Raw genomic sequence first — 24677 nt, forward strand, 5'->3', positions numbered from 1 at the left:
GCCTCGGCTAGATTTTCGACTCGATCTTCAACACGCCCTGCTCTTCCCGCCAACTGACGCGATTCAGAAAGCTCATGCCAAGCAGGGCATCGGTCGGAGCAGCGCCTTCGATGACAACGGCTTCGACACCCAGGACGTCGATCGCGCCGAGCTTCACGCTGTTGAGGTTCACCCGCCAGGCCTTGGCCGTGCCGCTCGCCGTGCCGACCACGATGGGCCGGCCGTTGACGCGGTAGTCGATGCCCAAGCGGCGTGCCTGGATCTCGTTGATCGCGACCGACGTCGCGCCCGTGTCCACGAGGAACTGCACCGATTGCCCGTTGATCGAGCCCGCCACCCAATAGTGGCCGCCCTGCCCCTTGGCCACGCTCATCTGCGCACGGCTCGGTTCAGCGAAGCCCGTGCTCAGTTCGCGCGACAGGCCATAGCGCCGCTCGTCACCGTCGAGCCGCAGCACCGCGCCCGTCGCGTCGGCGCTGACAACCATGACTCCGCCAGGGCCGACCTGGCCAACCCGCACCAATTTGCGTTGCCCATCGACGTTGAGTACTACCGCGCCAGGAAAGAGCCCCACCACTTGGACACGCGGCGCGGCGTGGGGGGCGCCGGACAGCAGCATAAGCACGACAGCGCAAACGAGGGAGAGCGGGCGCATGGGTAGGTTCCTTAAACGGCAGGCCGATATTTTTCCATGGACGGCGACCACTACGCAGCGACCCGACGCACAGCCCAGCCTCTCAGCCCAGCAGCCACACGGCCAGGTGCATCAGGCCGCAGGCGGCAAAGCCGGCAAGGATATCGTCGAGCATGATGCCCAGCCCGCCGTGGACCTGTCGGTCGGCCCAACCGATGGGCCAGGGTTTGGCAATGTCCAGCACCCTGAACACGACGAACCCGAGCACCAGCCAAGGCCAACCGGCCGGGACCAGCCAAAAGGTGATCCAGATGCCCGCGAACTCATCCCAAACGATGCCTTCATGATCGTGCACGCCGAGATCCTGCGCGACCCGGCCGCAGAGCCATATTCCGAACAGCATGCTTGCCAGCACGACCAGCCCGTACCCCCAGCCCGGCAGCATCTGCCACAGCGGCACGAACGCCAGCGCCACCAGCGAACCCCAGGTGCCCGGCGCCTTCGGCAGCGTGCCGGAACCAAAGCCAAAGGCCAGGTTGTGCCAGGGATTGCGCCACACCGACATGGGCATGGCTTCTGCGGCAGGCTGCAGGGGATCGGTCAAACGAGGTTCCTCTTGTTCTTCTCGAGCGAACGCGTCGCTCAATCGCGGAAATGGTTATAACCCGGGTCACCGGTGCTCATGGCGTTACCATCCGCATCGAGCAGCTGAACACCCACGCCGGCAACGGCACGGCCGATCACATGGACAGGCCAGCCTTCTTCGCGCAGCGACGGCAAATGTTCGGCAGGCAGCGTGAAAGCCAGCAGGTAATCGTCGCCACCTGCCAGGGCGCATTGCAGCGCGCCTTCGCCGGCGACAGCCCGAAGCGCGTCGGACAAAGGCAGCCGGGACCGCTCGATCTGCAGCGAAACGTTTGAAGCGTCGGCAATATGCGCGCAATCAGCCAGCAAGCCATCGGAGATATCCAGCGCCGCTGTCGCCCTGCCACGCAGTGCCTGACCCAGCGAGAGCTGAGGCTGCGGCGACCAGTAGCGCCGCAGCAGAGCCGCCGCCTCAGGCGAATAGCCCGGCTGTTGGCCGAGCACGATGGGCAACGCACCGGCCGCATCGCCCAGCGCACCACCGACACAAAGCAGATCTCCAGCCCTGGCACCGCTGCGAAGCAACGCTGCGCCGGCCGGAACGTGACCGAAGACCGTGAGCGTCATGCTCAGCGGGCCACGCGTGGTGTCGCCGCCGATCAGGCGCATATCGCAACCCGCCGCCATCGCGTCGAGGCCACGGGCAAATTCACTTAACCAGTCGGGATCAGCGGTAGGAATCGTCAGCGCCAGCGTGAAACCGATGGGCGTCGCGCCCATGCCGGCAAGGTCACTGGTCGATACGGCCAACGCACGTTGACCCAGCAGATAGGGGTCGCAGGGGTCAGGGAAGTGCACCCCAGCGACCAGCGTGTCGGTGGATACCGCTAGCTGCTCACCGAGCGGAACGGTCAGCAACGCGCAATCATCGCCGATGCCCAACGCGACTTCGCCGCCAGCCCTGGCGCAAGCGGCGGCGGCGAAGTAGTGGCGGATCAGCTCGAACTCACCCATCAGGCCGGTCAGGCTCAGCGCTTGTGTGCGCTGACCTCGGCACTGCGCAGGCTAGGTGCCAGCTTGTCCAGCACGCCGTTGACGAACTTGTGCCCGTCAGTGGCGCCGAACACCTTGGCCAGCTCGATGCCTTCGTTGATCACCACCCGATACGGCACATCAATGCGATGCATCAGCTCGAAGGTGGAAAGGCGCAGGACCGCCAGTTCGACCGGATCGAGCTCGTCGAGCGGACGGTCGAGATGCGGCAGGATGGCGCCGTCGATCTCGGTTTTGGCGCGAGCGACACCGGTTAGCAGCTCATGGAAGTAGGTACCGTCAACGCCGGAGAAATCGTTATCGACGCGGAACTGCGCCTCGATTTCGTTGAGGCTCTGGCCCGCCATGTGCCACTGATACAACGCCTGCATCGCCAGGCTGCGTGCCACGCGACGCGTCGCGATCTTACCCTTGGCCTTGGGCTGCGGGGCATCCTGGCTGTCGTCGTGATTCAGGCTCACTTGGCCTCCAGCTGCGCCAGCAGACTCACCATTTCCAGGGCGGACAATGCGGCTTCGGCGCCTTTGTTACCGGCTTTGGTGCCGGAGCGCTCGATGGCCTGTTCGATGGAGTCGACCGTCAGTACGCCAAAGGCAACCGGCACGCCGAATTCCATGGAAACCTGGGCCAGGCCCTTGGTGCATTCACCGGCTACGTATTCGAAGTGCGGCGTGCCGCCACGAATCACTGCGCCCAGCGCGACGATGGCGTCGTATACGCCCTGCTGGGCGACTTTCTGAGTGACCAGCGGAATCTCGAAGGCACCCGGTGCGCGGATGATGGTGATGTCGTCTTCGCTGACGCCGTGGCGAACCAGCGCGTCGACGGCGCCACTGACCAGGCTTTCGACGACGAAGCTATTGAAGCGGCCTACGACCAGGGCGTATTTGCCCTGCGGGGCGATGAAGGTTCCTTCGATGGTCTTCAGGGGCATGGGTGCTTTCTCATCTCTTTAAAGAACGAAGGCGCCGCGAGCTGTGCGGCGCCTCTGATTATTCGGCGGGCAAGTATTCTACAACTTCCAGGTCAAAGCCGGATATCGCGTTGAACTTCATAGGCGAGCTCATCAGTCGCATCTTGCGTACGCCCAGGTCGCGCAGGATCTGCGACCCCGCACCGACGGTGCTGTAGGTCGCGGGTGTCGGTGATTGCTGGCGATTGAGCTGGGCCAGCAATTGCGGGCCGGTCAGCGGGTTGCCGAGCAGCAGCACCACACCGCTGCCGGCCTTGGCCACCTCGCTCATCGCTGCGCGCAGGCTCCAGCGCCCGGGCACGGTGACCATCAGCAGGTCACGCAGCGGCTCCATGTTGTGCACGCGGACCAAGGTCGGCGTTTCCGGCGAGATGTCGCCGCGGGTCAGGGCCATGTGCACGGTGTCCTCGACGCTGTCGCGGTAGGTCACCAGCGAGAACTGGCCCAACTCGGTTTCCAGCGGCTGCTCGGAGACACGCTCAACGGTGCGCTCGTGGATCATCCGGTAGTGGATCAGGTCGGCGATGGTGCCGATCTTGAGCCCATGCTGCTCGGCGAATAACTCGAGCTCCGGGCGGCGCGCCATGGTGCCGTCGTCGTTCATGATTTCGCAGATGACGCCGGATGGCTCGAACCCTGCCATGCGGGCGAGATCGCACGCGGCTTCGGTGTGGCCGGCACGCGCCAGCACGCCGCCGGGCTGGGCCATCAGCGGAAAGATGTGGCCAGGGCTGACGATGTCCTCTGCAACCGCTTGCTTCGCCACCGCGGCCTGAACGGTACGGGCGCGATCGGCGGCGGAGATGCCGGTGGTTACGCCGACAGCAGCCTCGATGGAAACGGTAAATTTGGTACCGAAACCGGAGCCGTTGCGTGGCGCCATCAGCGGCAGCTGCAGGGTTTCGCAGCGCTCGCGGGTCATCGGCATGCAGATCAGGCCGCGGGCGAAACGGGCCATGAAATTGATGTGCTCGGCGGTCACGCATTCGGAGGCGACGATGATGTCGCCCTCGTTCTCGCGGTCCTCGTCATCCATGAGGATGACCATCTTGCCGGCGCGGATGTCTTCAATCAGTTCTTCAGCGGTGTTGAGCGCCATCGGGCGTCTCCTCAATTCTTCAGGTAGCCGTGCTCGGCAAGAAAACTTTCCGTAAGACCCGAGGCATTTGGCTCGGCGGCTTTCTCGCCGAGCAGCAAGCGCTCCAGGTAACGCGCCAGCAGGTCGACCTCCAGGTTCACCTGCCGCCCGGGGCGGTAGTCGACCATGATGGTTTCGGCGAGGGTGTGGGGCACGATGGTCAGTTCGAATTCGGCGCCGTTCACTGCGTTGACCGTCAGGCTGGTGCCGTCGACCGTGATCGATCCCTTCAGCGCGATGTACTTGGCCAACTCGCGCGGCGCACGGATACGGAACTGCACGGCCCGCGCGTTCTCCTCGCGAGACACCACTTCACCCACGCCATCGACATGGCCGCTGACCAGATGGCCACCGAGCCGGCTGGTGGGCATCAGCGCCTTCTCAAGATTGACCCGGCTGCCGGGCTTGAGGCCGACGAAGGCAGTGCGGGCCAGGGTTTCACGGCTAACGTCAGCCCAGAAACCATTGCCGGGCAGCTCGACGGCCGTCAGGCAAACGCCATTGACGGCAATGCTGTCGCCGAGCTTGACGTCGGTCAGGTCCAGCTTGCCGGTGGCGACCAGCACGCGCACGTCGCCGCCCTTGGGCGTCATCGCACCAATGGTGCCGATGGCTTCGATTATTCCTGTGAACATGCCACCTCCCGAAGAAGGCTGGTACATGGATGCATATGACAACTCCTGTTTTTGGAAAAACAGGGCGCTACGGATCGATAGGGAGTAGACGCGCGCACGAACGGCGCCCGTCGAGGCATCCCGCTCTCTCTCATCCGGACTGTAACCGTCGGCCCCGGAATCGCACCGGGTCTGCTGACCTTGCCTTGGCAAGCGCTCGCGGGCTAGACGCGATCGAAAGCTACTGCGCGCAGAGCATGCTGCTTGTGGTCCTCCTCGAAGTGCTCATTTACCAGAGTCTTGTTGACCTTAGTAGAGCCCGCCTTCTCGTCGAATCACGCCTTGCCTGCTCAGCGATCGCTACGCTTTCATCCTAATAACTGCGTCATTACCGCCGGTGGGGAATTTCACCCCGCCCTGAGAACGTGGGCCTGGTTGGCCCGGCGCCGTTTTTATCACAGATCAACCGGTACTGCAGCCGGCAAACGCCGGTTCGAGCCCGCCGGCTGCTGCCCGAAACATTTTTTTACGGGACCGAAACTACCGCTACGCTTGTCTGTCCATACGCATCGCATCGGTCCTCGGTGCTTGCAAGACGATCAGGATGGAACGTCATTCCCCGCAGCACTTCGTACCGTACGCGAGCAGGATCGAGCTCGTTCTGGCGATCCTCCCGGCGCAGACCGCACGAAAAAAAGGAAGAAACGCTCCGGCCCTAACGAGACGCCACGAGGGATGGGTATGTCAGGGGTTACGGTTATGCAAACGGAGGCTGCCCGCTACGCAGCCGAGATCGACCAGAACGGCTACGCGGTTCTCGAGCGCTACATCGCTCCCGAAATCTTGCAGCAGGGGCGCAGCTTCATCGAACAGCAGGTCGTCGCGCATGCTGGCGAATACTTCGCCATTCATGGCATCGAGGCGCTGGGCGGCAGCATCGTCGCAGCTTTGGCGTTGTCGGCGCCGTTCAAGGAGATGATGCGCGAGCTGTATCGGCTCCAGGCCGGACGAGAACCGGCGGCAACCGAACAGATCTTCCCGGTCATCCGCTGCTTGCAGGGCCGGACAGGGCTGAAGCAGTCGCACTTCTACCATTTCGATGCCACGGCAGTGACGGCTTTGCTGCCCCTGTACATTCCGACCGAGGGCAAGCACTGCGGGGACCTGATCCTGTTCCCCAACGTGCGCGGGGTTCGGTTCAACGCGTTGCGCAACGTGATCGAGAAGGCCGTGCTGCACAACACGCTCAGCCAGAAGCTGGTCGCCTTCGCGGTCCGTCGCGGCTGGCTGAAACCTATCCGTCTCAAGCTGGTACCGGGCAACCTCTATCTGTTTTCCGGGTACCGGAGCCTGCACGCCAACGACGAATGCGATCCGTCGCTCTTGCGCGCCACAGCCCTGTTCCACTTCGGCAACCCGCACCACGATAGTCTGCTGGCGCGAATGCTGCTAGGCGCCAACAAGCGCAAGGCCAAACTGGATCACAACGGGCTGCGCCCCACTGGACCGCAGCCCGCTCCAGAGGCGACCGGGTCAGCCTTGCGGGACGGCGGTGATCTTCCAGTCATCGCCCACGGCGCGGATATCGACGATCCGCAACTCGCGGGCCTCGCGCATGCGCTCGAGCGGCAGGTCTAGCAAGGGACGCGCCGAGGAACCGAGAAATTTCGCCGCGACGAACAGCAGGTATTCATCGACCAGGCCGTGGGCGGCAAAGGCACCGACCAACCGCGGCCCAGCTTCGAGCAGCACGTCGTTAGCGCCGCGACGGGCCAGTTCGCGCAATAGCTGGGCGAGGTCGACCCGGCCGTCTGCCGCAGGCAGTGGCAGCAGCTCGTGCCCCTCAGCCTGGTAGCGGGCAGCCTGTTCGTCGCTGGTGCTCGCGACCAGCGCCGGGCCAACCTGGAAGAATGGCGCCGTGAGCGGCACGCGCAGGCGGCCGTCGACCAGGACGCGCAACGGCGGCCGCTGCATCGCCAGTGCGGTCGTCGACGCGCCCAAGCCGAGCTCCGCAGCCCGCACGGTCAGCCGTGCGTTATCCATCAACACCGTATCGGCCCCCGTGAGCACTACACTCGCCTGCGCCCGTAACCGCTGCACCTCGGCGCGCGCTGCCGGCCCGGTAATCCACTGGCTTTCGCCGCTTGCCATCGCCGTGCGGCCATCCAAACTCATCGCCAACTTGGCCCGCACATAGGGCACCCCGTGCTCCATGCGCTTGATGAAGCCAGCGTTCAACGCCCGCGCCTCACTTTCCAGCACCCCGCAGCTGACCTCGATGCCCACCGCGCGCAGGCGTTCGAGCCCACGCCCGGCAACTTGTGGATTAGGGTCCTGCATGGCAGCGACGACACGCCCTACTCCCGCGTTGACCAGCGCCGCGGCGCACGGTGGCGTTCGTCCGTGATGACTACAGGGTTCGAGGGTGACGTAGGCGGTGGCGCCACGCGCCGCCTCGCCGGCCTGCCGCAGCGCATGGACTTCAGCATGCGGCTCGCCCGCGCGGACGTGCCAGCCTTCGCCGACAGGCACGCCATCCTTGACGATGACGCAACCGACGCGCGGATTGGGATGAGTGCTGTAGAGGCCTTTGCGTGCCAGTTGCAGCGCGCGGGCCATCCAGGCGTGATCAAGCTCGCTCATTCGCTTTTGACAGGCTCGCGGGATAGGCGCTCGATTTCCTCGCGGAATTCGTTCAAGTCCTGGAAACGACGGTAGACAGAGGCGAAACGGATATAGGCGACCTCGTCGAGCTTCTGCAGCTCGACCATCACCAGTTCGCCCAGCACGCGTGACTTGATTTCTCGCTCGCCAGTGGCACGCAGCTTGTGCTTGATGTGGGCAATCGCCTCTTCCAGCCGCTCGACGCTCACCGGACGCTTCTCCAGCGCACGCTGCATACCGGCGCGAAGCTTCTCCTCATCGAAAGGCTGGCGACTGCCGTCCTGCTTGATCAGCCGGGGCATTACGAGTTCAGCGGTTTCGAAGGTGGTGAAGCGCTCGCCACAGGCGAGGCATTCGCGGCGGCGACGCACCTGGTCGCCCTCGGCCACGAGGCGCGAATCGATGACTTTGGTGTCATGTGCACCACAGAAGGGACAATGCATGGTCTAGAGCTGTCAGACAGGGGGACAGCCATGGTAGCGCATCCCCCCGGCAAGACAAATCGACGGGCTTGCTGCTATACAGGCGCGCATTCAACTCGTTCGAGGAGGCCGTCCGTGCCGTTACGCCCCTTTGCGCTGCCCGCCCTGCTGATGATGCTGGCCGCCTGTTCCAGCCAGGAAACCCAGCGTCCATCAGCACCCGTCACCTTCGAGGAACCACCGCAGGCGGCAACCTTGATGCACGAGCTGCACGGCAGCCTGCTCGGCGTGCCTGCCGACAGCGAAGTCGAGCTGGCCTTGCTCGAAGTCAACCGTCGCGACCAACCCGACCGCTTGCTCAGCAACGTGCGGCTCAAGGGTCGCGGCACCGAGCTGCCGTTCATCCTGAAATTCAATGCCGACGAATTCCCCAAGGACCAGCCGGTCGAGCTACGGGGCCGGGTGACCCGCTCCGGCCAGTTGATCATGCGGCTGCCAGCCGTGCCGGTCACCAGCGCGGCCAACCAGTCGCTTGGCCCGCTGCGACTGGTTCCGGCGCCGTGACGCCACCGCCCGGGCTGCAGGGCGCACTGTCCGAACTGTTAGGCGACGCGAGGCTCACCGCCACGCGGCTCCCCGGCACCGATGTCCGCCTCTGGCTTATCGACCCGGACAACATGACCCGCGCCTTCAGCCCGGAAGAAACACAGCGAATACTGGAGGAGCCGCCCTACTGGTCCTTCTGCTGGGCCAGCGGGCTGGTGCTTGCGCAATGGCTTGCCGCACGCCCGGAATGGGTGCTCGGCAAGCGTGTATTGGATTTCGGCGCCGGTTCGGGGGTTGCCGCCATCGCCGCGGCGCAGGCCGGCGCTGCGGAGGTGGTTGCGTGCGACCTCGACCCGGTCGCATTGGCCTCCTGTCGGGCCAATGCCGAACTCAATGGGGTCGAGCTAGGCTTCAGTGAGGACTTCTTTTCCGAGGCCGACCGCTACGACCTGATCATCGTTGCCGACGTGCTCTATGACCGGGCCAACCTGCCGCTGCTGGACCACTTCCTCGATCGCGGCCGCGACGTGCTGGTCGCCGATTCGCGCATTCGCGACTTCCAGCATCCGCGCTATCAACGGCTCGAGGTGCTCGACGGCTGCACCTGGCCCGATCTGGCCGAGCCTGCGGAATTTCGCCGCGTCAGCCTTTACCACGCGGCACGGTAGGCCGCAGCGAGAGCAAAGCCCCACGGCAACGATGGAGCCGATCATGACCACAGATGCGCCCTTGCGCTTGTTCTTCGCACTACCCTGTCCGGCGACACTCGCCAGGTCGATCTGCCAGTGGCGTGACGAGCAGCCGCTGGGCGGTCGCCCCGTGACCGAAGCGAACCTCCACCTGACCCTGGCCTTTCTTGGCAACCAGCCGGAACGCTCGATCCCAGCACTCGAACAACTGGCCGCCCGCCTGCGAGCCGATGCGTTCCCCTTGCGTCTGGATCATCTACGCATCCTCGGGCGTGGCTTCGCCTGCCTTGTGCCGAGCCAGATTCCGCCACCGCTGAGCCAGCTGGTCGAACAGTTGCATGCCAGCCTCTGCGCACATGGCGTTGCGCTCGATTCGCGCCCCTTTCTTCCGCACGTGACCTTGTCGCGCGAGACGCAACCCGGGTCTCTACCGAGGCCACCGACCTTCGAGTGGCACGTTGAGCGGTTCGGGCTTTACCTGTCCGAAACCACCGGGCGCGGCGTGCAATACCGCCAGCTGTCGAGCTGGACATTGGCCGCTCCGGCGGGTTGAGCACCTTGCTTCCGCTTCGTCACGTCGCGCCTTAACATGCACGCCTTAATTCGCAGCGCTATTCGAGAGTGCCGATGAGCCAGACTCCCTACATCTTCGACGTCACCAGCGCCAATTTCGAACAACTGGTGCTGGAGAACTCCTTCCACAAACCGGTACTGGTCGACTTCTGGGCCGAATGGTGCGCACCGTGCAAGGCGCTGATGCCGTTGCTCGCGAAAATCACCGAGGAATACGGCGGCGAGCTGCTGCTGGCGAAGGTCAACTGTGACATCGAGCAGGACGTCGTTGCCCGATTCGGTGTGCGCAGCCTGCCTACGGTTGTCCTGTTCAAGGATGGCCAGCCGCTGGACGGCTTCGCCGGTGCGCAACCGGAGTCGGCCATCCGCGCGATGCTGCAACCGCATGTTCAAGCGCCCGCTGCGCCAGAAGCCGACCTGCTGGAAACGGCCCAAGCACTATTCGCCGAGGGCCGCATCGGCGATGCCGAATCCCTGCTCAAGCAGGCCTTGGCAGACGATAACGAAAACGCAGCAGCCCTCATTCTCTATGCGCGTTGCCTGGCTGAGCGCGGCGAGCTGGGCGAGGCCGAAACCGTACTCGACGCGGTCAAGGGTGACGAGCACAAGCAGGCGCTCGCAGGCGCCCGCGCTCAGCTGACCTTCCTGCGCCAGGCGAACGCCCTTCCAGAGGTTGCCGACCTCAAGAGCCGCCTGGCGCAGAACGTCGAGGATGACGAGGCGGCCTATCAGTTGGCCGTTCAGCAGCTGGCGCGCCAGCAGCATGAAGCCGCGCTGGACGGCCTGCTCAAGCTGTTCATGCGCAACCGTAGCTACGCCGACGGCCTGCCCCACAAGACCCTGCTGCAAGTATTCGACCTGCTGGGCAGCGACCATCCGCTGGTCACAACCTACCGCCGCAAGCTGTACCAGGCGCTGTACTGAGGCCGCGGAAAGCGCGCGACGCTTCGCCCCGGGCCGGGGTTCCTACAAAAGCCGCGCGCATCAGGTCCGCACCGACCCGCATTGTTTTGTGGAAGCCGCGATCCACGGCGAAAGGGTGTTCCGACCCGTTCAGAAGCGTCGGTTTCGCCCTGGGTCGGGGCTCTCTGACGCAGCCATGCAGAGCGAGGCCCACCGTTTGGCGTTAACCCAGCATGTCGCGCAATTGCAGGCAATCGCGGGCATGCAGATCGGTCAGTTCGGGCCAGGGATTATCCAGCAGGTTGACCAGCACACCTCGCGCGCCAGCCGCCTTCGCGCATTCAAGATCGAAGCGGAAATCGCCGACCATCACCATGTCCTTCGGCGCCACGCCCCAGCGTTCGGCCAGGTGCAGCAGGCCGCCCGGATGGGGCTTGGGTGGTGCTTCGTCGCGCCCGAGGATATCCGCCGAGGCGAAGCAATCGCCCATGCCGACGGCCTCAAGCGTAACCAGCGCCAGCTCATGCGCATTGCGCGTAAGCACCCCGAGCCGGCAGCCGCGGTCGCGCAGGTGATGAAGCAACTCCCGCGCGCCGGTGGCCGGGCGGGCGGCATAGGCCAGTTCACGTTCATGCTCCAGCAGCCAGGCCCGCTTGCGTGCCGCTTCCTCGTCGGGTAACGCCGCGAGGTGATGCAGGATGTCGTCTTCCGGGGGAATGTCGAGCGCCCGCTTGATCGCCAGGAAATCATGCACGGCGATGGTCAGGGTGCCGTCCATGTCGAAGACCCAATGCCGGGCGTCCGCCAGTTTCACTTCCAGTCCTCACGTACGCGGATCAGGCCTTCCTGCGCGACCGAAGCCACCAATTCCCCGGCGCGATTGAAGATATTCCCGCGGGCGAAGCCGCGGGCATTGCCGGCCCAGGGGCTGTCGATGCTGTACAGCAGCCACTCGTCGGCGCGCACCTCGCGATGGAACCACAGCGAGTGGTCGAGGCTCGCCAATTGGATGAACTTGCTCCAGGAACTGACGCCGTGCGGCTGCAACGCCGTGCCAATGAAGCTGAAGTCCGAGGCGTAGGCCATGAGGTATTTGTGCAGCGCCGGGTTATTCGGCAGGGTGCCATCGGCACGGAACCACAGGTGGCGGATCGGCTCGATCGGCTGGGGATTGATCGGGTCCTGCAGCGTGACCGGGCGGATCTCGATGGGCTTGGGTCGCCGTAGCTTTTCGGCCACGCGTGGCGGTACAAGCGGGGTCAACTTGTGCAGCAATTCCCACTCGCTGAGCAGGTTTTCCGGGCCCTCGACTTCCGGCATCTGGACCTGGTGTTCATAACCGGTCTCATCCGCCTGGAAGGAGGCGATGCAGGTGAAGATGGTCTGCCCTTTCTGAATGGCACTGACGCGGCGAGTGGTGAAGCTGCCCCCGTCGCGCACGCGATCGACATCGTAGACCACCGGCTGGTGCGAGTCGCCGGGACGCAAGAAGTAACCGTGCATGGAATGCACATGACGTTCAGGCACCACGGTCTGGCTGGCCGCGGAAAGCGCCTGACCGACCACCTGGCCACCGAACAATTGCGGGAAGCCTAAGTCTTGGCTGGCGCCACGGAAAAGGTTTTCCTCGATGCGTTCGAGCGAGAGCAGATTGACCAGGGTATCGAGCGTGTCGGTCATGTTTTCAGCATCCTTCAGGCGGGCACGGGGCAAGCGGGCAATGTTACGCATTGGCCCGGATTCGCTCCACCGATTGCATTCATCCTCGCCGATCGTTCCAGTGCGCACGGGTGATGCGATAGAGCAGGTGACGGCGCAGAGGATGGCCTTCCGGCCAGCACGGATGGTCAAAGCTGGCCAACTCGTCGGGCTGCATCCCAACGGCCTCCATCAACCGTCGGGAACGCTCGTTGAGCGGTGAGGTGTAGCTCACGACCTGTTCCAACTTGCGCTGTTCGAAGGCGAAGGCCAGTGCCGCTTCTGCCGCTTCCTTGGCCAGCCCCTGCCCCCACTGGTCGGCCGCCAGCCGCCAACCGATTTCCACGGCGGGGCAGAACGGCAGTTTCAGCCGGCTCCACGCCAAACCGGCTACGCCGATGAAGCGTGCCTCGTCCCTGCGCTCGACCACCCAATAGCCGAAACCGTGGCGAATGAAATGAACGCGGCAGCGCGCCAACGCCGCCGCGCACTCGTCGCGGGTCAAGGTGGCGGGGAAATAGCGCATCACGCGGGGATCGGCGCACATCTCGGCCAGGGGGTCCAGATCGGCGTCGTGCCAGCCGCGCAAGCGCAGGCGCGGTGTTTCCAGCTCTATCGGCTGCATGGGTGTCCTTGTCTGTTGAGGCTCCGGTGGCGCGGGCGGCATACTGCCGGCTGGTCTCAATTGCCGGTCGACCGATGCCGCTTCCCTTGGTGTTCCATGACGACTACAGCCCGCCGCTACCACCCGGGCATCGCTTTCCGATGGAGAAGTTCCGGTTGCTGCGCGATCACCTGGTCGCCAGCGGTTTGACCACGGACGAGGCATTGTTGCGCCCCGAGCTGTGCGATCTTGCCAGCCTCTCACTCGCACATGACCGCCAATATGTCGAACGGTATTGCAGCGGGGACATGAGCCACCAGGAACTGCGCCGGCTCGGCCTGCCTTGGAGCCCGGCGCTGGCGCAGCGTACGGTGCGGGCAGTGGGCGGCTCCCTCTTGGCGGCCGATCTCGCCCTGCAGCACGGCCTGGCCTGCCACCTGGCCGGCGGCACGCACCATGCCCACCACGATCACGCGTCGGGCTTCTGCATCTTCAACGACCTGGCAATCATCGCGCTGTCGCTGCTCGAACGCGGGCGTGTCGGCCGTGTGCTGATCTTCGATTGCGATGTGCACCAGGGCGACGGTACGGCGCGGATACTCGAGGACGTAACCGATGCCATCACCGTCTCGCTGCACTGCGAAACGAACTTTCCGGTGCGCAAGGCACGCAGCGACTGGGATATCGGCCTCGCGCCCGGGCTGGGTGATGACGATTATCTGAAGGTGGTCGACGACACCCTCGCCTACCTGTTGCCCCTGTACCAGCCCGATCTGGTGATCTACGACGCCGGGGTCGACGTGCACCGCGACGACGCCTTGGGCCTGCTCAACCTCAGCGACGAGGGCCTTGCCCGGCGTGACACCGCGGTGATCGAGCACTGCCTGGGCCGCGACATCCCGGTCGTTGGCGTGATCGGCGGTGGCTATGACAAAGATCGCGCGCTGCTCGCCCGCCGCCACGCACAGCTGCATTTCAGTGCAGCCGAGGCCTGGACGCGCCACGGGCTAGGCTGATTCGACGCAACGCTGCGATCGGAACCGCATCCGCTACAATGCCCGCCCCGCCACTGACGACCCTGTTCATGACTGCTGCCCCTTCCCGCATCGCCATCATCGGTGGCGGCCCTGCCGGCCTGATGGCCGCCGATGTACTCAGCCAGGCTGGCGTTGCGGTCGATGTCTACGACGCCATGCCCTCGGTGGGCCGCAAGTTTCTGCTGGCCGGTGTCGGAGGCATGAACATCACCCACTCTGAGCCCTTCGAACGTTTTGTCTCGCGCTACCGGGAACGCGCTGCCGCGCTCCGCCCGCTGCTGGAGGCCTTTGATGCAACGCAATTGCGTGAGTGGATCCACGCGCTGGGCATCGACACCTTCGTCGGCACCTCGGGCCGGGTGTTTCCCACCGACATGAAGGCCGCGCCGCTGCTGCGTGCCTGGCTGCGGCGCCTGCGCGAGGCCGGCGTGCACATCCATACGCGGCACCGCTGGCTGAGGTGGGGCGACGACGGCACCCTTCGCGTGCGTGGACCGGAAGGCGAGCGTACAGTCGCCGCCGACGCCGTGCTGCTCGCTCTCGGTGGCGGCAGCTGGGCTCGCCTGGGATCGGATGGCGCCTGGGTGCCGTTGCTGGAGGCGCGCGGCATCCCGGTGCGCGCCTTGCGCCCGGCCAATTGCGGCTTCGATGTCACCGGATGGAGCGCGCATCTGCGGGAGCGCTTCGCCGGCGCGCCGCTGAAGACGGTCAGCCTTTCGCTGGCGGGCGGCGAACCGCGCAAGGGCGAGTTCGTCATTACGGCTACTGGCATTGAGGGCAGCCTGGTGTATGCGCTGTCTGCGGGGATTCGTGAGCGGATCGAGCGCGACGGCCATGCGCAGGTCACGCTCGACCTACTACCGGATCATTCGTTGGAGAAGATCGTTCGCGCCCTGACCAAGCCACGCGGCTCGCAGAGCATGGCCAAGCACCTCAAGCGTCAGCTCGGCCTGGATGGCGTAAAGGCCGCCCTTTTGCGGGAATTGACAGCGCCCTCGGCCTTCGACGATCCGCCGTGCCTGGCGCAGGCCATCAAAGCGCTGCCCATCATCCTGCTGCACCCGCGCCCGCTGGATGAGGCCATCAGCAGTGCGGGCGGCGTGCCCTTCGAATCGCTGGATGACAACCTGATGCTGCGCCAACTCCCCGGCGTGTTCTGTGCCGGCGAAATGCTTGACTGGGAAGCGCCTACTGGCGGGTACCTGCTGACTGGCTGCTTCGCCAGCGGCCGAGCGGCGGCGCAGGGCATGCTGCGCTGGCTCGGCCGCTGACTCGGCACTACATCGTCATGACGATGCGGCCTTCAATGCGGCCGTTGCGCATGTCGTCAAATATCTGGTTGATGTTGTCTAGGCTGCCCTTGTGAATGGTGGCGCGAACCTGGCCTTCAGCGGCGAAGTCCAGCGCTTCCTGCAGGTCCGCACGCGTTCCGACGATCGAGCCGGTGATGCTGATGGCCTTGAGCACCACGTCGAAGATTGGCGTCGGGAAGTCTCCTGGCGGCAGGCCAACCAACGCGACAGTCCCATGGCGCCGTGCCATGCCAATCGCCTGGCCGAATGCGCTGTTCGATACCGCCGTGACCAGCACCCCGTGAGCGCCGCCAATGTCGCGCTGAACCACCGCGACCGGATCCTCGGTGCGCGCATTGATGGTCAGGTTGGCGCCGAGGCGCTTGACCAGCTCGAGCTTGGCATCGTCCACATCGACGGCCACCACGTGCAGTCCCATCGCCTTGGCGTACTGCACCGCCACATGGCCCAGCCCGCCGATTCCGGAAATCACGACCCACTGGCCGGGCCGTGCACGAGTCTCCTTCAGTCCTTTGTAGACCGTGACGCCGGCACAGAGAATGGGCGCGATTTCCTCGAAGCCGACATTGTCGGGAAGGAGGCCAACGTAGTTCGGATCGGCCAGCACATACTCGGCGTAACCACCGTTTACCGAATAACCGGTGTTCTGCTGGCTTTCGCAAAGCGTTTCCCAGCCGGTCAGGCAGTGCTCGCAGCAGCCGCAGGCGGTATACAACCAGGGCACGCCGACGCGATCGCCCTCCTTCACCCGCGTTACGCCAGCGCCGACCGCGGCGACATGGCCGACGCCTTCATGGCCGGGGATGAAGGGCAGCGCGGGCTTGACCGGCCAATCGCCCTCGGCGGCGTGCAGGTCGGTATGGCAGACGCCTGAGGCGGCGATCTTCACCAGGATCTGACCGGGGCCGGGCATCGGCACCTTTACTTCCTCGAGGCGCAGTGGCTCGCCGAAGGCGTGGACGACTGCCGCTTTCATGGTCTGGGTCATGGGCATCACTCCAAGAAGTCCGTGGGAAGCCCAGTCTGCTGCAGGCAGAACCGGGCGCACCTAGACCCAGATCAGTGTTACCGCGCGTTGAACGACCGTTGATCGGCCGCGCACCGCTCAGCGCTTCTTGGGTTTGTTGCCGCCGAGGCTGGGCACCTGGCGGATCGGCTTGGCGTTGGGCTTCTCGTTGTCGTCGAACCAGTTGCCCAAGTGGATGCGCCCCTTGCCGGGCACCTGCTTCTGCTTGGGCTTCTTCGGCTTCTTGACGATTTGCCCACCGGGCTGAGTGACGGGCACACGGTGGTCGGGGATGAAGTCCGGCTCGTCATGGCGCGGCAGCACCTGGCCGATCAGCGTCTCAATGGCGGCCAGCTGGTCCACCTCGTCGGCGGCCACCAGCGAGACCGCTTCACCGGTCGCCCCGGCTCGCCCGGTGCGACCGATGCGGTGCACATAATCCTCGGCAACGGTTGGCAGGTCGAAGTTGACGACGTGCGGCAGATCATGGATGTCCAGACCGCGCGCCGCCACGTCGGTCGCCACGAGGATCTGTACCTCGCCGGCCTTGAAGCGTTCCAGCGCACGTAAACGCGACGCCTGCGGCTTGTCGCCGTGAATCGCATCGCTGGAAATGCCCTGTGCCAGCAACTCCTCCACCAGCTGGTCGACGCCCTTGCGCGTCTTGACGAAGACCAGCACCTGGTTCCAGCGCCGCGCTGCCAGCAGGTGCAGGAACAGCTCGGATTTGCGCTTCTTGTCCACAGGTACCAGCCACTGTTTGACCGTCTTCGCAGCGGTGTTGCGCGGACTGACCTCGATCGACAGCGGATCACGCAACAGCTCGCGCGCCATCTGCCGGATCGCATCGGAGAACGTAGCGGAGAAAAGCAGCGTCTGGCGTCTGGATGGCAGCGCGGCGAACACCTCATCAAGCTCCTCGGCGAAGCCGAGATCGAGCATGCGGTCGGCTTCGTCCAGCACCAACGCTTGAAGTTGACCGAACTTGACGGCGTTCTGCCGGTAAAGATCGAGCAAGCGGCCAGGCGTGGCGACGAGCACATCGACACCCTTGCGCAGTGCCATCATCTGCGGGTTGAGGCTGACGCCGCCATACACCGCGTAGGTGCGTAACGGTAGATGCTGGCCGTAGGTCCTGAAGCTCTCATGCACCTGCTCGGCGAGCTCGCGCGTCGGCACCAGCACCAGCGCGCGTGTCGAATTGCTGGCTACCGCCGGCCCTTCCTGCAATAGGCGCTGCAACAGCGGCAAGGCAAAGCCGGCGGTCTTACCCGTGCCGGTCTGCGCTGCGGCCAGCAGGTCGCGCCCTTTGAGCACGGCGGGAATGGCCTTGGCCTGGACGGGGGTCGGTTTGCGGTAGTCGAGCGCCTCGAGCGTGCGCAACAAGGGGTCGATCAGGCCCAGGGAGGCGAAGGTCATGAGCAGCAACCAGAGGATGAAAACGAGGCGCGCAGTTTACGCGTAAACGCGGCGCGACGCTGGAGCGCCCCATCCTCGGCGCACCCGCTGCGGGGCACCGACGGCCGATGCGACGCGTCAGGACTTGAGCAACAGCCGCCCCTCGATCGGCACATAGCGCGTCGCCGCCCGGATCAGCGATTGGGCGGTCAGGCCGGGCGCGCCATAGGCGGTCGCTTCGGCACCACCGGCACGCACCCGCTCGAGCAGCCGGTCGAAATCGCCGTCACCAGATGCCAGAACAATCTCGTCGGCGTGGCCGATGGCGTCCAGCACATCGATGGTGATGCCAACGTCCCAGTCGCCCTTGGCCGATCCGTCGCTGCGCTGGATATAAGGTTTGAGCTTTACCGTGAAACCGAGGTTACGCAGGATTTGCTGGAACTGCTGCTGCCGGGCGTCGCCGCGGTCGATGGCGTAGGCCTGGGCGATGACGATGTCCCCGCGCGCGCTCAGCTCGGCCCAGAGTGCGGCATAGTTGAAGTGGCAGCCATGCACCTGGCGCACCGTGTAGTAGAGATTCTGCACATCGGCAAACAAGGCGATCTTCTTCACGAGCCGGTCCGGGATGAGGGGCTGCCCAGTATGGAGGGCGACGGCCTACCTGTCGCCGACGATTGTCGGTTGGGCTACAGTGCGCGCCTGTTTTCGCCGCCATCCGACCGCCCATGAACGTCCTGTCGATCTTCCGTGACGCCTGCTTTTTCTACAGCCGCAACCTGCCGGCGATCCTTCGCCTCTGTCTGCCCTGGATCGCGCTGGAGAGCGGAACGCGGCTGGCCGTCGACCATCTGCTCGGCCAGGGCGCGATGCCAGCACAAGAACTGCTGGTCGGGCTGGTCTTCTACCCGTTCTACGTCGGTGCGTTGATCCTCTATCTCGACGCCCGCAGCCGAGGCTTCGACCCGGCGATTCGCGACGTATGGGTCAGGGCATTGCCTTTGTGGCCGGCGCTGGCCGTGCTGGCGGGCCTGACGACGCTGTTGATCATGCTCGGCGCCTCGCTGTTCGTGCTGCCGGGCATCTGGATTCTGGTGCGCCTGGCATTCGCCGAATACCTGCTGGTGCTGCGTGGGCTGACGCCCCTGGCGGCGCTGAAGGGCAGTTTCGCACTGACCCGTGGCCGCTTCCTGCTGGTGCTTGGCTGCACCCTGATCGTGCTGGTGCCGGTGTGGCTGCTCGAGGCCGGGCTGGCGGCCAGCCTCTGGCACGGCGACACCCCGCCCGGCGCCCTGGCGGTGCTGGTCGACAGCGCATTGGGCGTGTTACAGCTGCTGGCCACCGTGGTGCTGTTCCGCTGCTACATGCTGTGTAGCGCGCCCATGGCCGTCACCGACGATGCCTGATCGCGCGCAGGTGCATCGCCGCGCGGTGGTCTAGGCTTGCCGCCACCGCACGGAGGACGATCATCATGGCCACTGAAAACCCCAGCATCCTGTCGCACATCTCTCTCGGCACCAACCACTTCGACCAGGCCTGCCGCTTCTACGACGAGACCCTCGCCGCCTTGGGGTGCACACGCATCATGGCGCACCCCGGCGCTGTAGCCTGGGGCCGCGAATACCCGGAGTTCTGGCTGCAGACGCCTATCGACGGCCAGCCCGCAAGCGCTGGCAACGGTACGCATATCGGTTTTTTTGCCGCAGACAAGGCTTCGGTCGACGCCTTCTACCGCGCGGCACTCGCAGCCGGCGCGGTGGATGACGGCGCACCCGGACCCCGCGCCGAATACGGCGAGCCTTACTACGGCTGCTTCGTGCGCGACCTGGACGGCCACAAGATCGAAGCCGCGTACTGGGACATGGCCTTGGCACAATCGCCCCACGGCGGCGACCAACCCGCCTAGCTCGCGCCCTGCGAAGCCCTGGCGCCAGCCAGCCGGGGCAGCAAGAGCCGTTCGAACAGTCCCGGAAACAGCCGCGCCACCAGCCGTGCCTGCCAGCCGATGTTGGACAGTACCAGCAAACGCCGTCGCTTCGAGGCGCCCAGGTAGATGGCCTCAGCGACATCCTTCGCCGACGCCACACGCCCGGCCGTCAGCGCGGGCTGCGGCGAGGTGGAGCCGTCCCCGACGAGCACGTTCTTGCGCAGATCGGTGGCGGTGTAACCCGGGCACACCAGCATGACATGCACATCGCGGTCGTCCAGCTCGCAGCGCAGCGTGTCGAACAACCCGTGCAGCGCATGCTTGCTGGCGTTGTAGGCCGCGCGCTCTGGCACCGGCGCATACTGCGACAGGGAGCTGAGCACGATGATCTGCCCGCAGCGCGCCTGCAGGCTGGACAGCGCCGCCTGCGTACAGTGCAGCGCGCCGTAGAAATTGACCGCCATCACCCGTTCGAACACCCCGGGCTGGGTGTCGACGACTCGGCTGCGATGAGTGATGCCTGCGTTGTTCACCAGCACATCGATGCCACCGAAGCGCTCGATCACCAGCGCCACTGCATGCATCACGGCATCGCGGTTCGACACATCGCAGCGCACCCCCAGCATCTCGGCGTTGTGGTGGTCGAGCACATGCTGAGCCAGGCCGTCGAGCGCGTTCTGGTCGAGGTCGAAGACGGCCAGCCGCGCGCCGGCCTGGGCCATCCGTTCGACCAATGCGCGGCCGATGCCAGCGCAGCCGCCGGTGATCAGCACGACCTTGCGGTCGAATACCTTGCTGGTGAATACCTTGCGCCGCATGCACCACTCCCCATCGTCGGTTCGCACCCGCTTCGTCCATGCCTGCTAGGCTGAAGCCTCTCTCGCTACAGCATAGTCAGCCTCCATGACGCGCCGCCGTGTGATCGCCCTTAGCCTCGCCAGCAGCCTGCTCCTGTTGCTAGTGCTCGCAGCGCCCTGGCTGTTGGCCTGGCGTCCCGCTGCGCGCGAAGCCGCGCCCACCGCCTGCATCGGCCGCGCGCCGGCACTGCTCGCCGGCCAGGCGCTGAAGATCATGAGCTGGAACGTCGGTCACCTCGCCGGGCAGACGCCCAGCAACGAGCAGGTCGAGCCTGAGCATCTCGAACGCAACCTGCAGGCCGTGATCGAGGCGATTCGTGAGCAGGAACCCGACATCGTGCTGCTGCAAGCCGTAGACGTTGGGGATACACGAACCGACCGGATGGATCAGCTCGCCGCACTGCAAGCCGGCCTGAGCGATCGCTACCCGTGCAGCAGCAGTGCGTTCTATCGCCAAGCCCGCTGGTTGCCGCTCCCCACGCTGTTCGACAGTGCCGGGGCCCGGCTGGGGATTCTCAGCCGCTATCGCCTGGCGGACGGCGAGCGCCTGCAACTGCCACTCGCTGAACCGAGCGGCTGGCGTTCGGCCTTCGAAGACAAGCAGGCACTGCTATGGGTACGGCTGCCGATCCGCCGCGGCGGTGAGATCACCCTGGGCACGCTGCTGCTCGATGAGCATTCCGCCGAGCAAGCCCAACGCCAGGGCGAACAGGTGCAGCGCTGGGCTGACGGATGGCTGGCCGAGGGCCGAACGCTGCTGCTGGGTGGTGACTTCAGCCATTGGGAGCGGCCGCAGGCGCTGGCCGACATGCGATTGGCGGAGATCCCTGCCCCATACGCGCCCATGCCCGAAGACCGTTCGCCGATACCGTCACCCGGGGGTGCGCCACCGCGTACCCGAATCATTCACAGCGGCAATATCAAACGCCTCGATGCCATGCAGCCGCCGCTCAGGACGGCGGCCTCCCCCTCTGCACCGTTGATTGCACGCCTGCTTCTGCCCGTCGGCAGCTAGACAGCGTGACGGACGCCGACCATCCTTGCCCAGAGCACGCCACAAGGAGCCGTGATTTCCCTTGAACGCCTCGTTCCGGATTCTGCTGGTCATGGCCAGCCTGCTGCTGGTTGGCCCAGGCCTCGTGATGGCCGCGCCCGAGCCGAAACGCTCGCTGACCGTGGGCTACTACGATTTTCCGCCCGCCATCTACAGCGATACCGCTGGCCAGGCCCAGGGCCCGCTGGTTGACCTGACCCGTGCGGTGATCGAGAGGGCCGGCTACACAGCGACCTTTCGCGCGCTGCCGAGCGCACGCCTGTATGCCGGCCTGCGAGACGGCAGCATTGACCTATGGCCGGGCGCACCGGGCAAACCCGAGCTGGCTGCCGACACGCTCGAAGGCAAGGAAACGCTGACCGCCATCAGCCTCAACCTCTACCACCGCGCCGACACCCCGCCACCCGTGTTGCCACAGAGCCTGGCCGGGCGCGGCGTCATCGTCATCAATGGGTACAACTACTGGCCGGGCGTCAACCAGATGCTGAACGACCCGAACCTGGATATCCGCTTGCATCGCACCAGCACGCATACCTCGGCACTGCAGATGTTGGTGCACCGGCGTGCCGACTTCCTCCTCGACTATCAGGTTCCGGTCAAGCAGGCACAGCAGCAACTGGGCATGGCACCGCTGCCCTACCAAACGTTGCACCGCGTACCGATCCGCTTCATTGCCTCACGCCGTGCGCCAGATACCGAGGCCGTGCTCCAAGCGCTCGACCGCGCCTATGCCGAACTCGTCGCGGCGGGCGTGGACACGAGCCTGCCAGGCGAGTGACGGCTCAGGTGCCGCGCGGCTTGGCCCGTGCGGTGGGCTCGGCGACCAGTGGGTCGTCCGGCCAGTAATGCTTGGGGTAGCGGCCTTTTAGATCCTTTTTCACGTCGGCATAGGTGTTAGCCCAAAAGCTCGCCAGATCCTGGGTCACCTGCACAGGCCGGCGCGCCGGTGACAACAGGTGCAGCTTGACCACTTGCCGTCCGCCAGCGATGCGCGGTGTATCAGCCAGGCCGAAGAGTTCTTGCAACCTCACCGCCAGCACCGGCGGTGATTCGTCGTAATCGAGGCGGATGCGTGAGCCAGAAGGCACCTCGATGGCCACCGGCGCGAGCTCGTCGAGACGCTGGGGCAGCGGCCAAGTCAGCAGTGTGGCGAGCATGCCGCGCAAGTCCAGTGCGGCGAAATGCGCCAGGCGGGACACCTTCCCGAGGTAAGGCAACAACCAATCTTCGAGCCGATCGAGCAGCGCCCTGTCGCTGACGTCCGGCCATTCGCTGCTGCCGCTTGCGTTCAGATCGAGCTGCCGCAACAGGCCGATACGCGCCTGCCACTGACGCAGCTCCGGCGTCCAGGGCAGCAGCTCCAGCCCTTTGCGGCGGACCAGCCCAAGCAGGGCGCGGCCGCGTGCCTCGTCACCCAGCCCGGGCAACGGCTCGCGGCTGAGCACCAGCTCGCCGACGCATCGCTGCCGCTCGGCCCTTAGCACACCTTCACGCTCGTCCCACTCCAGCTCGTCGCGCATGCTGACCTGCTCGGCCAGCACGTTATCGAACAGCGCCGGGTCGAGCGCCGCCGCCCGGTAGATCCGCTCCTCACGCTGGCCCTGGCGGCTGCCAAGTTCGGCAATCACCAGCCATGGCGACTTCATCAGCGCATCCGGCTCGGCAAACACTGCCGCACGCCCATTGGCCAGCCGGTACTCGCCACCGCCCTCGCGACGCTGGCGGGCGATGCGGTCCGGGTAGGCGAATGCGAGCAAGGCGCCATGCCAGCGGTGGTCCTCGGCATCCACCGGCGCGGCGGGTGACGGCGCGCGCAACAGGTGGCGAAACTGCCGTGACAGTTGCCGCACACGCCCGGCCCCGGCATGCCGGCCTGCGCGACCATCGAGCAGGCCCAGCCGAGTCGCAATATCGGCGCCGGCGCTGCGCTGGCCGCCCGGCTGTATGTCGCGTTCGACCAGCAGCGCGGCGAGATCCGCCGCCAAGGCCGCAAGCCCAAGTGCCTGCCCACGCAACAGCAGATGCGCAATGCGCGGATGGGCCGGCAACTCGGCCATCGCCTGGCCGTGGGGCGTCAGTTGCCAGCCGCCATGGGTTGTCCGGCTCAGCGCGCCAAGGCGTTGAAGCAGGTCCTGCGCCTGGGCATAGGCGGCCGTGGGCGGTGCGTCCAGCCAGGCCAGTTCATCCGGCTCGGCTCCCCAGCGCGCCAGCTGCAGCGCGACGCCGGCCAGATCGGCCTGGAGAATCTCCGCCTCGCTGTATGCAGCCAATTGCGCATGCTGATCCTCCGACCACAGCCGATAGCAGACCCCAGGCTCCAGGCGCCCCGCCCGCCCGGCGCGCTGAGTCGCCGAAGCACGTGAGATGCGCCGCGTGTCCAGACGCGTCATACCGCTGCCCGGGTCGAAGCGCGGCACACGCGCCAGCCCGGCGTCGACCACCACGCGAACGCCCTCGATGGTCAGGCTGGTCTCGGCGATGTTAGTCGCCAGCACGACCTTGCGTTGGCCGGCCGGCGGCGGCTCGATCGCGGCGCGCTGTGCATCGAGCGCCAACTCCCCGTGCAGCGGACAAAGCATTACGCCCCGCGCAGCCAGGGGCTCCGACAGCTCGTCGTTGACGCGCCGGATCTCGGCCTGCCCCGGCAGGAAGACCAGCACACTGCCCGGTTGTTCATCGAGCGCCTGTAGCACGGTCTGCACCACCCGCGGCTCGATGCGTTCGCCCGCCTGGAACGGCCGGCCCCAGCGTTCGGCCACCGGATGCATGCGCCCCTCGCTGCGAACCACGGGCGCATCGCCAAGCAGCGCCGAGAGCCGGTCCCCCTCCAGCGTGGCGGACATCAACAGCAACTTGAGCGGCTCGTCACGCAGCAGGGTGCGGGCATTGAGCGTCAGCGCCAGGGCCAGGTCGGCATCCAGGCTGCGCTCATGAATTTTGCCTTCCGCTTGCTTTTGTCAAACCCCGCCTATACTCAGTAAAACCGCGC

General features: G+C 65.6%; 27 protein-coding genes and 1 pseudogene. 11 read left to right on the plus strand and 17 right to left on the minus strand.

Features of this window, described 5'->3' with window-relative positions; genetic code table 11:
* Positions 1–7 precede the first annotated feature (7 nt).
* The 7 genes from KXR72_RS15520 to KXR72_RS15550 form a co-directional block, all read right to left on the minus strand.
* Positions 8–655, minus strand: coding sequence for a retropepsin-like aspartic protease family protein (locus KXR72_RS15520; RefSeq protein WP_437422004.1), 648 nt, complete (start codon positions 653–655; stop codon positions 8–10).
* An 82-nt stretch (positions 656–737) separates the two neighbouring features.
* Positions 738–1238, minus strand: coding sequence for a phosphatidylglycerophosphatase A family protein (locus KXR72_RS15525; protein ID WP_437422005.1), 501 nt, complete (start codon positions 1236–1238; stop codon positions 738–740).
* 38 nt (positions 1239–1276) lie between these two features.
* On the minus strand, positions 1277–2233 hold the full coding sequence (gene thiL / locus KXR72_RS15530) for a thiamine-phosphate kinase (protein ID WP_437422006.1): 957 nt from the start codon (positions 2231–2233) through the stop codon (positions 1277–1279).
* 14 nt (positions 2234–2247) lie between these two features.
* Positions 2248–2733 carry a transcription antitermination factor NusB gene (gene nusB, locus KXR72_RS15535; protein WP_437422007.1) on the minus strand — a complete coding sequence of 162 codons (486 nt, stop codon included), beginning with the start codon at positions 2731–2733 and terminating at the stop codon, positions 2248–2250.
* Positions 2730–3206, minus strand: coding sequence for a 6,7-dimethyl-8-ribityllumazine synthase (gene ribH, locus KXR72_RS15540; protein ID WP_437422008.1), 477 nt, complete (start codon positions 3204–3206; stop codon positions 2730–2732). The genes nusB and ribH overlap by 4 nt, the downstream gene beginning before the upstream one ends.
* A 58-nt stretch (positions 3207–3264) precedes the next feature.
* Positions 3265–4344, minus strand: a complete 1080-nt coding sequence (ribBA, locus tag KXR72_RS15545; protein ID WP_437422009.1) for a bifunctional 3,4-dihydroxy-2-butanone-4-phosphate synthase/GTP cyclohydrolase II — start codon at positions 4342–4344, stop codon at positions 3265–3267.
* 11 nt (positions 4345–4355) lie between these two features.
* Positions 4356–5018, minus strand: coding sequence for a riboflavin synthase (locus tag KXR72_RS15550; RefSeq protein WP_437422010.1), 663 nt, complete (start codon positions 5016–5018; stop codon positions 4356–4358).
* Between the two features lie 738 nt (positions 5019–5756).
* Here KXR72_RS15550 and KXR72_RS15555 point away from each other — a divergent pair.
* The gene (locus KXR72_RS15555) at positions 5757–6635 is read left to right on the plus strand and encodes a hypothetical protein (protein WP_437422011.1); all 879 of its coding nucleotides are present in this window, start codon (positions 5757–5759) and stop codon (positions 6633–6635) included.
* Here the strand turns inward: KXR72_RS15555 and ribD are convergent.
* Both ribD and nrdR read right to left on the minus strand, forming a co-directional pair.
* Positions 6531–7640 (minus strand): bifunctional diaminohydroxyphosphoribosylaminopyrimidine deaminase/5-amino-6-(5-phosphoribosylamino)uracil reductase RibD, encoded by a 1110-nt coding sequence (ribD, locus tag KXR72_RS15560; RefSeq protein WP_437422012.1) that lies wholly within the window; start codon positions 7638–7640, stop codon positions 6531–6533. The genes KXR72_RS15555 and ribD overlap by 105 nt on opposite strands.
* Positions 7637–8104, minus strand: a complete 468-nt coding sequence (gene nrdR / locus KXR72_RS15565) for a transcriptional regulator NrdR (RefSeq protein ID WP_437422013.1) — start codon at positions 8102–8104, stop codon at positions 7637–7639. The genes ribD and nrdR overlap by 4 nt, the downstream gene beginning before the upstream one ends.
* Before the next feature lie 114 nt (positions 8105–8218).
* On the opposite strand from nrdR, the gene KXR72_RS15570 reads away from it, so the two are divergent.
* From KXR72_RS15570 to trxA, 4 genes are all read left to right on the plus strand, one after another.
* On the plus strand, positions 8219–8647 hold the full coding sequence (locus tag KXR72_RS15570) for a YbaY family lipoprotein (RefSeq protein ID WP_437422014.1): 429 nt from the start codon (positions 8219–8221) through the stop codon (positions 8645–8647).
* Complete coding sequence (locus KXR72_RS15575) at positions 8644–9297, plus strand: class I SAM-dependent methyltransferase (RefSeq protein ID WP_437422015.1); 654 nt, start codon at positions 8644–8646, stop codon at positions 9295–9297. The genes KXR72_RS15570 and KXR72_RS15575 overlap by 4 nt, the downstream gene beginning before the upstream one ends.
* A gap of 43 nt (positions 9298–9340) precedes the next feature.
* Complete coding sequence (thpR, locus tag KXR72_RS15580; protein ID WP_437422016.1) at positions 9341–9871, plus strand: RNA 2',3'-cyclic phosphodiesterase; 531 nt, start codon at positions 9341–9343, stop codon at positions 9869–9871.
* Between the two features lie 74 nt (positions 9872–9945).
* On the plus strand, positions 9946–10815 hold the full coding sequence (gene trxA, locus KXR72_RS15585; RefSeq protein WP_437422017.1) for a thioredoxin: 870 nt from the start codon (positions 9946–9948) through the stop codon (positions 10813–10815).
* 202 nt (positions 10816–11017) lie between these two features.
* Here the strand turns inward: trxA and KXR72_RS15590 are convergent, their stop codons facing one another.
* The 3 genes from KXR72_RS15590 to KXR72_RS15600 form a co-directional block, all read right to left on the minus strand.
* Positions 11018–11608 carry an HAD family hydrolase gene (locus tag KXR72_RS15590; protein ID WP_437422018.1) on the minus strand — a complete coding sequence of 197 codons (591 nt, stop codon included), beginning with the start codon at positions 11606–11608 and terminating at the stop codon, positions 11018–11020.
* A complete protein-coding gene (gene tesB / locus KXR72_RS15595) occupies positions 11605–12474 on the minus strand; it encodes an acyl-CoA thioesterase II (RefSeq protein ID WP_437422019.1) in 870 nt (289 codons plus the stop codon). Before tesB ends, KXR72_RS15590 begins: the two co-directional genes overlap by 4 nt.
* Before the next feature lie 79 nt (positions 12475–12553).
* Complete coding sequence (locus KXR72_RS15600; RefSeq protein ID WP_437422020.1) at positions 12554–13117, minus strand: GNAT family N-acetyltransferase; 564 nt, start codon at positions 13115–13117, stop codon at positions 12554–12556.
* A gap of 74 nt (positions 13118–13191) precedes the next feature.
* Between KXR72_RS15600 and KXR72_RS15605 the strand changes: the two genes are divergently transcribed.
* Entirely contained in the window at positions 13192–14112 is a 921-nt protein-coding gene (locus tag KXR72_RS15605; protein ID WP_437422021.1) for a histone deacetylase family protein, read from the plus strand.
* 38 nt (positions 14113–14150) lie between these two features.
* Entirely contained in the window at positions 14151–15404 is a 1254-nt protein-coding gene (locus KXR72_RS15610) for a TIGR03862 family flavoprotein (protein ID WP_437422022.1), read from the plus strand.
* A gap of 7 nt (positions 15405–15411) precedes the next feature.
* On the opposite strand, the gene adhP is transcribed toward KXR72_RS15610, so the two are convergent.
* The 3 genes from adhP to KXR72_RS15625 form a co-directional block, all read right to left on the minus strand.
* Positions 15412–16440, minus strand: a complete 1029-nt coding sequence (adhP, locus tag KXR72_RS15615) for an alcohol dehydrogenase AdhP (protein WP_437422023.1) — start codon at positions 16438–16440, stop codon at positions 15412–15414.
* Positions 16441–16551: 111 nt separating this feature from the next.
* Positions 16552–17871, minus strand: a complete 1320-nt coding sequence (locus KXR72_RS15620) for a DEAD/DEAH box helicase (protein WP_437422024.1) — start codon at positions 17869–17871, stop codon at positions 16552–16554.
* Positions 17872–17988: 117 nt separating this feature from the next.
* Positions 17989–18465, minus strand: coding sequence for an NYN domain-containing protein (locus KXR72_RS15625; RefSeq protein WP_437422025.1), 477 nt, complete (start codon positions 18463–18465; stop codon positions 17989–17991).
* Between the two features lie 113 nt (positions 18466–18578).
* Between KXR72_RS15625 and KXR72_RS15630 the strand changes: the two genes are divergently transcribed.
* Together KXR72_RS15630 and KXR72_RS15635 are read left to right on the plus strand one after the other, a co-directional pair.
* Complete coding sequence (locus KXR72_RS15630) at positions 18579–19256, plus strand: YciC family protein (protein ID WP_437422026.1); 678 nt, start codon at positions 18579–18581, stop codon at positions 19254–19256.
* 65 nt (positions 19257–19321) lie between these two features.
* Complete coding sequence (locus KXR72_RS15635; RefSeq protein WP_437422027.1) at positions 19322–19756, plus strand: VOC family protein; 435 nt, start codon at positions 19322–19324, stop codon at positions 19754–19756.
* On the opposite strand, the gene KXR72_RS15640 is transcribed toward KXR72_RS15635, so the two are convergent.
* Complete coding sequence (locus tag KXR72_RS15640; protein WP_437422028.1) at positions 19753–20595, minus strand: SDR family oxidoreductase; 843 nt, start codon at positions 20593–20595, stop codon at positions 19753–19755. The two genes, KXR72_RS15635 and KXR72_RS15640, sit on opposite strands and share 4 nt — an antisense overlap.
* 85 nt (positions 20596–20680) lie before the next feature.
* Here KXR72_RS15640 and KXR72_RS15645 point away from each other — a divergent pair, with 85 nt between their 5' ends.
* Together KXR72_RS15645 and KXR72_RS15650 are read left to right on the plus strand one after the other, a co-directional pair.
* Entirely contained in the window at positions 20681–21649 is a 969-nt protein-coding gene (locus KXR72_RS15645) for an endonuclease/exonuclease/phosphatase family protein (RefSeq protein WP_437422029.1), read from the plus strand.
* A gap of 91 nt (positions 21650–21740) precedes the next feature.
* Entirely contained in the window at positions 21741–22466 is a 726-nt protein-coding gene (locus tag KXR72_RS15650; RefSeq protein ID WP_437422500.1) for a substrate-binding periplasmic protein, read from the plus strand.
* Between the two features lie 4 nt (positions 22467–22470).
* On the opposite strand, the pseudogene hrpB reads toward KXR72_RS15650, so the two are convergent.
* Positions 22471–24627: pseudogene (gene hrpB / locus KXR72_RS15655) on the minus strand (ATP-dependent helicase HrpB); the annotation flags it as partial.
* Between the last annotated feature and the right edge of the window lie 50 nt (positions 24628–24677).

It is taken from the genome of Stutzerimonas chloritidismutans, from assembly GCF_051486945.1.
Taxonomy (GTDB): Bacteria; Pseudomonadota; Gammaproteobacteria; order Pseudomonadales; family Pseudomonadaceae; genus Stutzerimonas; species Stutzerimonas chloritidismutans_B.